This is a genomic window from Edaphobacter bradus, from assembly GCF_025685645.1.
Taxonomy (GTDB): Bacteria; Acidobacteriota; Terriglobia; order Terriglobales; family Acidobacteriaceae; genus Edaphobacter; species Edaphobacter bradus.
Genome location: NZ_JAGSYF010000004.1, coordinates 278,933 through 292,050 on the forward strand (window position 1 = coordinate 278,933; position 13,118 = coordinate 292,050).

A 13,118-nucleotide genomic window follows, 5' to 3' on the forward strand; every position below is an offset into this window, starting at 1 on the left:
TGCTGGCACTCAGTCGCCCGTCACTGCCTGGAAGCTGGCAGGCTGACGGGGTTCTCGAAATGGAAAGCCAAGAGCGTGAGGTCGTCCTCCTGTTCCCGGCCGGAAGCAACATCGGACCACTGCGACAACTCATGAAGAAGCGCGTCGACGAACTGCTCCACTGGTAAATGATGATGATCCTGGAGAAACTGTTTGAAGCGATCGATTCCAAATTGTTCATCTGAAGGATTGGTCATCTCCAGTATTCCATCGGTGTAAAGCACACCCCAGTCGCCCGCTTTGAAGGGTATCTCCGCAGAAGTGTATGAGGCTTGGGGGAAACAACCAAGGAACAAACCGTTCTCGACTAAGTCGCGTGTCTCGCCTGCCGACTGCTCCCTGAAAATAACTGGCGGGTGCCCAGCACCTGCATAGAGCAGGCTTTGCCTTTCCGTGTCGACCACCACATATACTGCGGTTACGAAGTGCCCTTTGAATTTTCCACACAACGCATGATTCAGCCCAGCCAACACACGCGCGGGATCCGTGGCAACTTCGGTTTGACCGTCGAGCGCAATCTTGAGCATGGAGGAGATCAGCGCTGCGGGCATGCCGTGACCGGATACGTCCGCGACCAGAATGCCGATCCGGTGCTCGTCGATCCGAATAAAATCGTAGAAGTCGCCTGCCACCGACGTCATGGGAATATAACGGGCTGCAATATTCAGACCCTTGATTGCCGGGACCTCGCGCGGCAAAATGGACAATTGAATCTGCCGCGCGGTATCCATTTCACACTTGATGGTTTGCAATTGGTTCGCTAGTTGTTCGCGTATGCCGCGCAGCACAAGGTGTGTACGCACCCTGGCTTGTACGATCGCTGGCGAGAAGGGCTTATGGATGTAGTCGACCGCCCCGACCTCGAAGCCCTTTGTTTCTTCGGCAATCTCAGTTTGACCCGTCAGGAAGATTACGGGAATGTCCCGCGTATGGTCCGCTAACTTGAGACGGGAGCAAACTTCGTACCCGTCCATCTCCGGCATCATGACGTCCAGGAGGATCAAATCTGGAGGCGGGGCCTGATTGGCAAGTTCCAACGCCTTTGCGCCATTCGTCGCGATGCGAGTCTTATAGCTGTCTTTGAGAATCGAGTTCACAATCTGGATGTTTGCGGGTTCATCGTCTACAAGTAATACGGTTTTCACTTCGGCATTCATCCCTTTACCTCTTCCGAGTTCAAGCTATGAACCTTAACGATGTCGTCGAGCTTCAACAGCGCCCCAGTGAAATTGAAATCGCTTATGTCCGCACCAAGTGCATCCAGTCGCGCCTTCTCGACCTGGCTTGAGAGAATAGTTTGTAGACTACGAAACGTCTCCTCCGAATCGCCGTCGCTGGCCTCGAGCAGGCTGCGCAAACGTGCGATTTCATGTGAAGCCGCGGCAGGATCGAAGCTTTTCTTCGATTCGATTTCGAGCTCGAGTGTTTCCGATGGTAAAGCCTGCTCAATGGCATCGATCTGAGTGCGCAGGACTGAGGTGAAGTCCTGGAGAATCGTTGGGGATGCCGAATCGCTCTCTCGAATCGCCTTCTCCAATTTCTCGGCGGCGAACTGGACTGGCTTGATACCGAGGTTGCCGGCGACTCCTTTCACTGTGTGAGCGATTCGCTCAGCCGTGCTCCGGTCACCGATATGCAGAGCGTCTGAGATCTGCAGCGACGCGTCAGTGTGTTTCGCCGCAAACTTCATAAGCAGGTCCCGGTACAGACGGCTGTTTCCCCCCACTCGCTTGAGACCATCCTTGATGTCGATACCTTCAATTTCCGGCACGCCGGGGAGATTTTGCGATGGGGTAGCCTCAACCTTCTGAGCCGGAGGTTCGGAGAGCTCGTGGCGCGGCTTTATCCACTTCGTCACCGTCGCAAACATCGCATCGGGATCGATGGGCTTGCTCACATGATCGTTCATCCCCGCTTGCAGGCACATGTCCCGGTCCGTGTCCATTGCGTTGGCGGTCATGGCAATGATGGGCAGCGCACTGAAGCGTGGGTTGGACCTGATCACCTTGGTCGCGGAGATTCCATCCATTACGGGCATCTGCATGTCCATCAGGACGAGGTCGTAATCATGTTCGCTCACCATCCGGACCGCAACCTCGCCATTCTCTGCCACGTCAATGGACATATGGGCAGGCTCAAGCAGCCCGAGGGCAACCTCCTGATTGACTTCATTGTCCTCCACCAGCAGCACCCTTGCGCCGTGTAGTTGGTCGAGATTGAGAGCTGGACTGGCCTCGACTTCGCGCGGCGCCTCATGATCACCACTCAGAGCCTGGATGGCTGAGTCAAAGAGCATCGAAGGAGTTACAGGTTTGATGAGCACGCTGTCAAAGGCGGCCCCCTCAGCCTGCTTCAACACCTCTTCACGACCATAGGCTGTCACCATGACCAGGTGCGGTGGGGCCGCTAGCCCCGGTAGTACACGAATCCGTTTGCCCGTTTCGATGCCATCGAGGCCGGGCATCTGCCAATCGATAAAGACGATGTCGTAGGGCTCGTTGCGTTCAGCGGCTTGCCGGACCATCTCGATACCTTCCAGGCCGGATGGCGCTTCATGCACCACGAATGTCATGCTTGTCAGCATGCTCGACTCGATCTCACGAGCCTGCGCGTTGTCGTCGATGATCAGGGCGCGTCGACCACGAAGGTCTGGCCTGGCGAGATGCCTCGCTGTGACGTCGCTCTTGGCAAGATAGGCGGTAAACCAAAATGTGCTGCCCTTTCCTACCTCGCTGGTAACTCCGACATCGCCTCCCATCAGCTGCGCCAATTTTTTGGAGATCGCGAGGCCCAGGCCGGTCCCTCCGTGCTGGCGCGTAGTGGAGGCATCTGCCTGTTCGAACGCCTGGAAGAGACGGCCCATTTGCTCCTCGGTGAGGCCGATGCCAGTGTCTCTGACCGAGAAGTGAACCAGTTGGCCGTTTTCATCTTCCTTCTGGACACGAGTCTTGACGACGATCTCGCCACGCTCTGTGAATTTGACTGCATTGTTGCAGTAATTGATGAGGATTTGCCCGAGGCGAAGCGGGTCCCCTTTGGAGTGGGTGGAAACTCGAGGGTCGATGTCGAAGATTAGCTCCAGACCTTTGGCGGTGGCCTTCTCGGAGATCAGAGTGCTGACGTTTTCCAACACTTTTTCAATATCGAAGTCGATGGTTTCGATGGATAACTTGCCAGCCTCGATCTTCGAAAAATCCAGGATGTCATTAATGATGCCCAACAGGTGCTGCCCGGACTGTTGAATCTTTCGGATATAACCCTTTTGACGGGGATTGAGCTCGGTCTTCATCGCCAGATGCGCCATGCCGATGATGGCATTCATCGGTGTTCGGATCTCATGGCTCATATTGGCCAGGAAGTCCGATTTGATCCTTGTGGCTTCTTCTGCGACTTCCTTCGCGCGTCGCAACTCTGCTTCAGATGCCTCCAAAGCCTGGTTGCTGGCCTCGAGTTCTTCTTTGCGAGCGATGATCTGGCGTTCGGAAATAACGAGCTTTTCAGCCTGGGCTTGAGTCTGTTCGAGAAGCTTTCTGGTCTTTATATTGGCGTCCAATATCTCCGAGTTCACGGCCAAAGCAGGCAGCAGTGCATCGAGGAACGCCTGCTGGCGCTCCGATAGCGATGAAATCGGTGCCATTTCCAGCACTCCCACCGCAACTTCTTTACGGACTACCGGCATAAACAAGAGAGTATGGGGCGAAACAGTTCCCATCCCGGTCGAAACAAGGACGCGATCACCCTCGCTTGCAGTGACCACTAAAGGCCGCCGTTCGAGCGCAGTCTGCCCGACGAGCCCCTCGCCCAAAGCAAACTCCGGGGCTTGATCTGGACTATTGAGCGCAAAGCCACCGACGCGAGCGAAACGAGTAAGACTCTCGTCGGCGACATAAAGAGCTCCATAAAGCAGCGGGATGGACTTCGAGAGGCGCGAAAACAAACATCTCCCAACCGCTGCAAAACTCTCGGAGGCTTGCAGTTCCACAGTGATAGCCGAAACCTCCGCCTTCACCCAGTGCTGAACTTCGCGCTCACGAGCATTACCTTGAAGGGTGCTCAGCGCGCGGGTGATCGCACCAATTTCGTTCGTCTGATCGAGGTAGCGGATGGATTCATCCAGCCGTCCATCGGCAAGGGCCTGCACGCTGCCGCGCACGTTCAGTAACTCGCGAATGACTTGAGTCTGGGCGATATAAAGGGTGAGGGCTAAAGTTGCCGCAAAGCCGAGGCAGACGACCAGCCATTTGATCAGAATGACGCGGTGAGTTGTTCTGGTGAGATCGTTAGATTGCTGGTCTACGGACGCTCGCAGTTCGTCCTCCAAGTCAATGGCAGCCTGCAGCGCCTTTTCCATCTCCGCGGCTACGCTTCCGCGCATCAAATTCATGGCCTTTTCGTTATTGTTGACTAAGGCGGCGGCACGAACTGGACGCGCGTCAGCTACGAATTTATCGAAAAGTTCACCAGTCGCCTTGATTTCCTTGGCGTGATCGGGACTCTGGCGAAGCGCGTCAGCGACACGTGAGCGGTAGTCGGCTGCAATGTTGTTTAGCTTCTCCTCGATGGACTGTATTCTATCGGGGTCGACCTCGGCGATCTCTTGGTAGAGGTAAAGACCAAATCCATTCGTATCGGATCGTGCCGCCGACATGGTCTGCTGCGTCTTGGCGTCATGGTCGATCAATTCGCTATACGCTGTGTCGATCCTGCTACTTAAAATCGACGAATATAGTGCCGCTACAACCACCATCAGTGCCAGCGGAAGTCCGGCAAGAAGCAGCTTGGTTCGAATTGTCAGATTTCTTAGTAGGGCCATCATCTTTCTCCGATCAAGCCCGGAGTCTATCCACCTCCGGGCGAATAGCGCTGCAGCGCTCAATGGGGCAAAATTGCTGTGGACGGGCTCGACCCTCGAACTAATTCACCAGCCGACTGCTTGCTGGACCATGCTCAAGCGTATGCTTTTTGCGAACCCGGATTCAAACACTCTCAAGACTTACCGACAGGATTCGCCGAGAAGTACTGGTTGAGTCCGGCGGCGACCTCTTTCAGCCCATGATCGAGATTGGTATCCAGCGCCGTAACGACCGCTGAGATCTCCTTGCTCTGCGCCGGTTCAGACTGGGAATAGAAATGCGTCCACAAGAGCTTGCCTGACTTTCGGTCAAAGAGCTCGAACTCCATGGACACGAGTCCAGTGATGTTCGCACCATCGACTTCCGCAAATTCGTAGAGCCTGCCGCGGACCACGAATTGTCCGACCGAATTGCTCCCAAGGCCAGTCACGGACTGGTAATCGCCTGAAGTACTCAGCACGCGTATCAATTTGTTCTTTACCAATTCGACCGGCGGTTCCACCCAACGACTGTACTGGTACGCGCCAATCTGGTTGGTGCCAATGCGATACACAATCGGTGTGTCTCGATATATTTCCGCCCCCGCAATGCTTCCAACCAATAAGGACACGGGATGTGCGCTTGTCGTCAGTGTGGGCGCCACAGGGAGCCTCACAGTGTAATAGTGGATGGGCTTGCTCTTGGCGCAGCCGTTTAGGCTCAAGGCGAGCGCGGATATAAGAACTAATCGGGCTATTCGATGCATAGACAACCTCTTCCGTGGCACTCGATATTGCTTCAAGGGCCTTAAGCTTTATCAACTCCTGCGTGCCAATGCTCGCTTGCAGCTCTCCGCGGGAATTAGTCGCTCAGACCTCCTCGGTGATCCCGGGGAAAACTTGCTTCACTTCTGGCCGGGTTTTCGGTCCTTCCGGGCGCTTCCGCGAATAAGCAATGAAGGATTGGCCTTCAACGAATCCGTCAGTTCTTTCATGTTTTCGGTTGTAACGCGAATATTCACTATGATCTGGTCAATGTTGTCCGCGTTGTTGTCCGTAGTACTCTTGAGCTGCTCCATCAGCGAAGAAGCGGTAAGCAGGGTCTGTTTCAGCTCGACGACGATTGTTCGGATGTCCTGGCGATTCTCAACTACAAGAGAGTCAACGTGCTCCAAGGTCGTGTTCGCCTCATCCATGGTCTTCTTGAGGTTGTCGAGCAAAGGGGCGAGCTTCGCACTCGCCGTTTGTACGTTCGTCAAGCTGGCTGACACCTTTGGCCGGTCTTCAGCGAGCATGGCGTTCAGGTTCCCCAGACTGCCGCCTATGTTCGCGCGGTTCCTGTCGTTCAAAAGGTCGTTGACGCGGGCAATCGTCACTTGCAGTTCGGTGAGACGCTGGTTCAGAGTCTGCATCGTCTGTTTGGCAACAGGGGTCAGGCTGCCAATCAAGTCACCGAGGTCAGCAATTCCGAGTGTCTCGGCTGACTTCAGTTCGCTGCCAGGTGGGGCGAGTGGGCTGTCTTTCTTTCCGGTCCCGATCTCCACGTAGTTGTCGGAAAGGGCCCCCAGGGCGGTGATCTTCGCGATGCTGTCGGTCTTCACGGGAATGTTGGGGCGCACACGGAAGTCGATCTCAATGCGGGTCGAGTCTTTGGGGTCCACATGCACTGCGTCGACCTTGCCGGCTTCCATGCCACCGTAGCGAACCATGGCGCCGGGCATCAGGCCCCCAGCCGACTTGAAATAGGTGTGAAACGGGACGCCTCCGTGTGTAAAGGCGCCGGATACAGCGAGAATCGTCCCGATCAGCAGGGCAGCCGCAATCAACACAAAGAAGCCAACTAGTGCTGGTTCTCGCATACTATTCATAGCTTCCTCATCAATGGCTCCACGCTCTTAGGATCTTGTCTTCTTTTGGCCCTCCGTGAGCATCTGCAGGTAATCGAGTTCCTGAACCACCTCAGGCTCCGGTCTTCGATCCAGAAACTGGCGAACGCGCGGATGATCGCTCGCCTGGAATTCTTCTTTAGTGCCCAACGCAATGATCTGACCGCGGTCGACATAGACCATGCGGTCGGCGATGAGAAAGGCGCTGGACAATTCGTGGGTCACCACCACCATCGTGATGGCGTAAGCCTTCTTGAGCTCCAGGATCAGTTCGTCGAGTCCCGCGGCGATGATGGGGTCCAGTCCCGCCGACGGCTCGTCGAAAAACAGTATCTCGGGATCCATGGCCAGTGCGCGCGCCACAGCGGCTCGCTTTTTCATGCCCCCGCTGAGTTCCGAAGGCATGTAGTCCTCAAAATTGGCCAGGCCAACTTGTCCCAGCTTGATCCTTACCATGACCTTGATCGTGGATTCTTCGAGATCGGTATGCTCGCGCAAAGGCAGCGCAACGTTTTCGCCGACAGTCATCGATCCGAACAGCGCCGAGCCCTGGAATGACATGCCAATCTTCTTGCGAATCGAGTCCATTTCGCGATCGGAGATCTTCGCCGTGTTGGCGCCTTGAATCCACACTTCGCCGGAGGTCGGCTTTTCCAAACCAACCAGCGTTCTCAATAGGGTGCTCTTTCCTGAACCCGATCCGCCCAGGATCACCATGGTCTCCCCTCGACGCACGTCGAACGTAATGCCGTGAAGGATCTCGCGCTCACCGTAGCTCACGCGGAGATTGACCACTGAAATGGCCGCCTCATTAGAAGGGTCAGTCATTTCCGCGACCCGCCATCGCCGCCGCTTTGCCAACCTTTAACGCCATGGATCTGCTCCTGCATTAAGAAGGATTGATAAGATAGAACAAGCTCGTAAACACCAGGTCAACCAAGATAACAAGGGCAATCGAAGTAACTACAGCTGCGGTTGTCGAGCGTCCCACTTCCTCGGCGCCGGCTCCTGTTGAAAAACCCTCCTTACATCCGACAGCGGTGATCACCATGCCGAAAAGTACACTCTTTATGAGGCCGGTATAGATGTCGCGCGCAACGATCGCGTTTCGCGTCGCCTCGAAGTAAGAGCGGATCGTGTAATTCGCAGCCGCGACACCGAAGACGCACCCGCCGACCACACCCATGAAGTCGGCCCAGATCGACAGGGCCGGCATCATGAACAGCATAGCGAGAAACTTTGGTGCGACTAGAAAGGCAACCGGATCAAAAGCCATGGTTTTGAGGGCATCCACTTCCTCCGTCACCTTCTTAGTACCGATCTCCGCGGCGAAAGCGGACCCCGAACGGCCGATCACAACGATAGCGGTAAGCAACGGCCCAAGTTCGCGGAGAATCGAGACGGCCACGGCCGCAGCCACTAACTCCAGGGCTCCCAACTTACGCAGCTCATAGGCGCTTTGCAGGGCCATGATCAAGCCGACAAAAAACGTAATCAGCGAGACAATGGGTATGGCTTCCACGCCGATAGCCATGGCTTGATGAAAAGCCCGCTGAGGGTGCAGGCGTCGACCACGGAAAGGGCCTATAAAGGTGAAATAGGCAGACTGGCTTGCGAGGTTCGCCAGGTCGCCTATGTAGGCCAGGCTGCTTATGGTCCGGAAGCCCACCCGGGCAGGTATCGCTACAATTCTTTCTGCGGCTTTCAATGCGCGGACCTCCGATCGAAGGTGTCATTTCAGCGGCATTGCGGGGAGCGGCTTTGATTCAAGCCCGATCTCTAACGTTTGGGGTTGAAGCCTGGAGCACCTGCTCCTCGGTTTCGAGTATCTCAAAAACTCCAGTCAGACGTGTGAGTTGCAACACCTGTAAAACGGCCCCCCCCACCCCATAGAGGACGAGCCTTTTCTTCGAATCCTGCGCTTCCTTGAGGACCTCCACTAATGAGGCGATCCCGGAGCTATCGATGTAGCTCACCCCGCTCAGGTTGATGGCCATCTGTTTTGTGTCTTTCAGCGAACTTAACAACGCCTTTCGTAGGGTTGGTGAACTGCCAAGGTCTATCTGACCTACGAGTTCGACGATTGTAACCTCTCCTGCAGACCGCGTTGACGCACCCATTGTTCTTTGCATATCAATCCTCTATTAGGCTACGAACCGGCGTTGCGAGTTGACCTTCACGACTGTCGCGATTCACTTCGCGATGCCGGTTACCCACCGGCAGTATTCACCTGGGTGCCAGGAAGTTTCTTGATTAATCTGAGCACGTTCTTCCCCGCAGTTTGTTCATAACACACCTCATCCATGATCGCCCTGATCAAGTGCGTTCCTCGCCCACTCAGCGAGACGTCATTCAGGGGCTGTCCGCATACCCTGGCCGGGTCTGGTGGCTCACCCTGGTCGAGGAGTCTAAATACGATTCGATCCGCACTCACTTGACAGTCCAATTCGATCTCCTGGTCATAACGGCTCTTGTACGCGTGACGGATGATATTAGCTAAGGCCTCATCAACGGCCAAAGTGATTCCTTGGCACGATTCCTCAGACAAACCGCAGATCGCACCTACCCCGCTTACCGCAGCGCGGGCAATCGATAAGAAGCGAGGATCGCTTGGCACAACAAGTTTCAAACGGAAGTCCATTTCGCTTAAGCACCTCCGTTGGGGACATCGCACCAACAAGTCTTCATTAACCGTGATTTGCTGCGCCCTGTTTGCTCGGCCGGGTCAAATCGAACCTGGCTAAATATAAGCTCCTGCACGTTGATAGCGCTAACTCCGAAGAGTCCTAGCTGAGTGTGAGCGCGTGGCTAACGAAGGCACTCAAAAGCACTAAAAAGACACTTACGGGAAACAGTTCAGCACGCCGCCAGCACGCAATCCGCATGTTAGTCATTTATTGTCAACGAGTTGGAGTCGAATCGCACCGAATTTCGGCACAGCGGGCTCCAGATTTCGAGATGAATGATCCACCGGATTGTTCCGCTACGGCGCGGCCCTCGAGGAGGACGAGTTCGATTCCGTGAGGTGAAACAGAGGGGTTCTCATAGGTGGCGGATGTTCCGACGGACTGGGATCGTAGACCGTGATGTCAGCGATGTGGTCGGGGGCCAACTGTCCGCGATTGCTGAGGCCGATGCGCCGGGCGGGTGCAAGAGTGATCTTGTGGATGGCCTCGGGGAGCGAGAGCCAGCCTTTTTCCCTGCATATCTCTCCGAGCAGGAGAGGGAAGGTTCAACGATGGTCGCATTGCGTAAGACGAGCAAGACAGACACCCTCCTTCATAGACTGGGCAAGATGGGTTGTTCGAGTCAAGCGGGGTTAGTGACAATCGTTCGTGGAGCGCCGGCCATGATCGAGACCTCGAGAGAAGGTTTTCGGTCGATGAACCGGCACTGAGAATGGTAAGGTTGTTTCGCGCAAGTGGAGTCGAATTGGGCGTAGCTCAAACGTTTGAGCTCGGATGCGGATTAAGTCTTGCGCCAGGGGAAAAAGGAGAAGTCTCGATGGGGATGGGAAGAATCGGTGTGGGTCTTCGGCGATGGGTTGCGAGTGTTGGTTGCGTGGCGGTGTTGCTGCTGTGCGGTGCCAGGGGACAGGCAGAGGGGCCAGTGCCGGAGACCGAGGCGATGCGGGCCCGGGTGGACGGGATCATCGCGAAGATGACGCTCGAGGAGAAGATCGACTACATCGGTGGGACTGGGTTTGCTGTCCGCGCGGTGCCGCGGCTGGGGCTACCGGCGTTTGAGATGTCGGATGGGCCGTTTGGGACGAGGAGCAACGCGGGATTTCCATCAACGACGTATGCGGCGGGAATCGGGCTGGCGGCGACGTGGAACCGCGAACTGGCCGAGAAGGTGGGAGCAGGGATTGGACGTGATGCACGTGCGCGCGGCGTCCACTACATGCTGGGGCCGGGAGTGAATATCTATCGGTCGCCGCGGAATGGGAGGAACTTTGAGTACTTCGGCGAGGATCCGTTTCTCTCAGCTGCGATGACGACGGGCTATATCACCGGAATGCAGCGTGAGGGTGTGAGCGCGACGGTGAAGCACTTTATGGGGAACAATTCGGAGTTTTTGCGGCATGACTCGGATTCGGTGATCGATGAGAGGACGCTGCGGGAGATCTATCTGCAGCCGTTTGAGGCGGCCGTGCGGCGGGCGCATGTAGGGGCGATCATGGACTCCTACAACCTGACGAACGGGCTGCACATGACGCAGAACGGGTACTTCAATACGGAGGTGGCGCGGAAGGAGTGGGGCTTCAACGGCGTGATGATGTCGGATTGGGATGCGACGTATGACGGCGTGGCAGCGGCGAATGGCGCGCTCGATCTGGAGATGCCGAGGGGGCGGTACATGAATCAGAAGAGCCTGCTGCCGGCGGTGAAGAGCGGGCAGGTCTCCGAGGCGACGATCGATGAGAAGGTCCGGCGGATTTTGTTGACTGCTGCGCGGTTTGGCTGGCTGGACCGCGATCAGAGGGACTCAACTATTTCGGCTTATGACGCGAAGAACGAAGCTGTGGCGCTTCAGAGCGCGCGTGAGAGCATGGTGCTGTTGAAGAACGAGGGTGGTGTGCTGCCGCTGGACAAGGCGCGGACGAAGTCAGTGCTGGTTGTTGGGCCGGATGCATATCCGGGGGTTCCGGTGGGTGGGGGCAGCGCGGGAGTGCGGCCGTTCCACACGGTGAGCCTGCTGGAGGGGTTGGGGGCGCAGATGGGCTCGTCGGGTGCGGTGTATTACGAGCGCGGGGTTCCGACCCTGATGCAGTTGGTGCGCGAGACGGAGTTTACGACCGAGCCGAGTGGAGGGCAGCCGGGCGTGAAGCTGGAGGTCTTTGGAAATCGCGACTTCTCGGGGGCGCCACTTGCATCGACGATCGTGCGCAGTATCGACGGAATGGCGTTCAACGAAGAGAGCCTCAGCGCTTCGCCAGCCCTGGCGGAATTGAGACGCAACCAGCGGGCGGATGGTTCGGGCCGCATCATCGCTGACGTAGCCCGGCGATGGACGGGCTATTATGTCGTGCCCGCGGCGGGCCGGTACCTGATGGCGTTGCAGGGTGGAGGCGAAGGCTCGCCAAGCCGAGCGTTTGTCGACGACAAACTAGTGATGGATGACTGGACGCTTGTGCGTGCGATACAACCGCACGTGACGATGGAACTGACGGCCGGTCCGCACAAGATTGTGGTGGAAGACACTCAGCGTTCTCTGGCGGGAGGAAGGACGAAGCTGGGCATCGTCGCTGAGGAAAAGGTTGTGAGCGCGAAGGTGAAGGAGATGGCAGCGAAGGCGGATGCGGTTATTGTCTCGGTGGGGTATGACTCGGACAGCGAGTCGGAAGGCGGAGACCGGACGTTTGAGTTGCCGTTCGGGCAGGCGGAGCTGATCGGCGCGATGGCTGCGGCAAACAAGAAGACCATTGTTGCTGTGACTTCGGGAGGAAACGTTGCGAGCGCGGAGTGGATCGACAAAGTTCCGGCTTATATCGAGGCATGGTATGGCGGGCAGGAGGGAGGCAAGGCGCTAGCTGAGGTGCTGTTCGGCGAGGTGAATCCTTCAGGCAAGCTGCCAGCCACATTCGAGGCGAAGGCGGAGGACAATCCTACGTTCGCGAACTACTACCCTCAAGGGGATTCGATCAAGGTTGACTATAAAGAGGGCATCTTTGTCGGGTATCGCGGGTATGAGCACAACCATGTGAAGCCGCTGTATCCGTTTGGTTATGGGCTCTCGTACACGACATTCAAATTCTCGAAGCTTGCGGTGGCGGCCGACGGAGCGAAAGCGACGGTGTCATTTGATGTGACGAACACGGGCAAGCGTGCAGGCGCTGAGGTCGCGGAGGTTTATGTCTCCGACGATCACGCGAAGGTGACGCGGCCTGCGAAGGAACTGAGGGGCTTCGAGAAGGTGACGCTGGCTCCGGGCGAGACGAAGCACGTTTCGGTGGCGCTGGATGATCGGGCGTTCGCTTATTACGACGTCGATGCGAAGACGTGGAAGATCGAGCCGGGCAGATTCGGGATTCTGGTAGGAGACTCGTCTGAGGCCCCGGAGTTGAAGGGTTCAGTGGATATCTCGCCGGCTGCGGCGAGTGCCGGGGCGTTCTAATCAAAGACCACTTATGAGTACCTTGATGCCGCCTGTCCGCTGGATGGGCGGCATCTTTGTTTTGTGAGGTAAGTGGCGTTCGTTATCGGCTAAGGCGGCGATGATTTCTAAACCTAATTACGCGAATAAATTTTTCAATAAGCGTTTGTGATGGTTTGGTGGAGTTTTGCCGCACGGTATGGCAGGTTTGCGATAGAGTAAATCTCAAGCTACTCATAAGAACAACTCAAGAGCACTCCGCCCCG

Annotated in this window: 10 protein-coding genes; 1 reads left to right on the plus strand and 9 read right to left on the minus strand. The window is 56.4% G+C overall.

Going from position 1 to position 13,118, the window contains the following annotated elements; genetic code table 11:
- Positions 1-20: 20 nt before the first annotated feature.
- The 9 genes from OHL16_RS16200 to OHL16_RS20360 form a co-directional block, all read right to left on the minus strand.
- Positions 21-1,196, minus strand: a complete 1,176-nt coding sequence (locus OHL16_RS16200) for a PP2C family protein-serine/threonine phosphatase (protein WP_263368222.1) — start codon at positions 1,194-1,196, stop codon at positions 21-23.
- Positions 1,193-4,855 (minus strand): hybrid sensor histidine kinase/response regulator, encoded by a 3,663-nt coding sequence (locus tag OHL16_RS16205; RefSeq protein ID WP_263368223.1) that lies wholly within the window; start codon positions 4,853-4,855, stop codon positions 1,193-1,195. Before OHL16_RS16205 ends, OHL16_RS16200 begins: the two co-directional genes overlap by 4 nt.
- Positions 4,856-5,025: 170 nt before the next feature.
- Complete coding sequence (locus OHL16_RS16210; protein WP_263368224.1) at positions 5,026-5,637, minus strand: ABC-type transport auxiliary lipoprotein family protein; 612 nt, start codon at positions 5,635-5,637, stop codon at positions 5,026-5,028.
- 138 nt (positions 5,638-5,775) lie between these two features.
- Positions 5,776-6,729 (minus strand): MlaD family protein, encoded by a 954-nt coding sequence (locus OHL16_RS16215; protein WP_263368225.1) that lies wholly within the window; start codon positions 6,727-6,729, stop codon positions 5,776-5,778.
- 36 nt (positions 6,730-6,765) lie between these two features.
- A complete protein-coding gene (locus tag OHL16_RS16220; protein ID WP_263368226.1) occupies positions 6,766-7,584 on the minus strand; it encodes an ABC transporter ATP-binding protein in 819 nt (272 codons plus the stop codon).
- 61 nt (positions 7,585-7,645) lie between these two features.
- The gene (locus OHL16_RS16225; protein WP_263368227.1) at positions 7,646-8,464 is read right to left on the minus strand and encodes an MlaE family ABC transporter permease; all 819 of its coding nucleotides are present in this window, start codon (positions 8,462-8,464) and stop codon (positions 7,646-7,648) included.
- A gap of 58 nt (positions 8,465-8,522) precedes the next feature.
- Positions 8,523-8,888 carry an STAS domain-containing protein gene (locus tag OHL16_RS16230; RefSeq protein WP_263368228.1) on the minus strand — a complete coding sequence of 122 codons (366 nt, stop codon included), beginning with the start codon at positions 8,886-8,888 and terminating at the stop codon, positions 8,523-8,525.
- A 77-nt stretch (positions 8,889-8,965) separates the two neighbouring features.
- Positions 8,966-9,397 (minus strand): ATP-binding protein, encoded by a 432-nt coding sequence (locus OHL16_RS16235; RefSeq protein ID WP_263368229.1) that lies wholly within the window; start codon positions 9,395-9,397, stop codon positions 8,966-8,968.
- Positions 9,398-9,739: 342 nt separating this feature from the next.
- A complete protein-coding gene (locus OHL16_RS20360; protein ID WP_396127217.1) occupies positions 9,740-9,976 on the minus strand; it encodes an amidohydrolase family protein in 237 nt (78 codons plus the stop codon).
- A gap of 284 nt (positions 9,977-10,260) precedes the next feature.
- Here OHL16_RS20360 and OHL16_RS16240 point away from each other — a divergent pair, with 284 nt between their 5' ends.
- Positions 10,261-12,873, plus strand: coding sequence for a beta-glucosidase (locus OHL16_RS16240; RefSeq protein ID WP_263368230.1), 2,613 nt, complete (start codon positions 10,261-10,263; stop codon positions 12,871-12,873).
- Positions 12,874-13,118 lie beyond the last annotated feature (245 nt).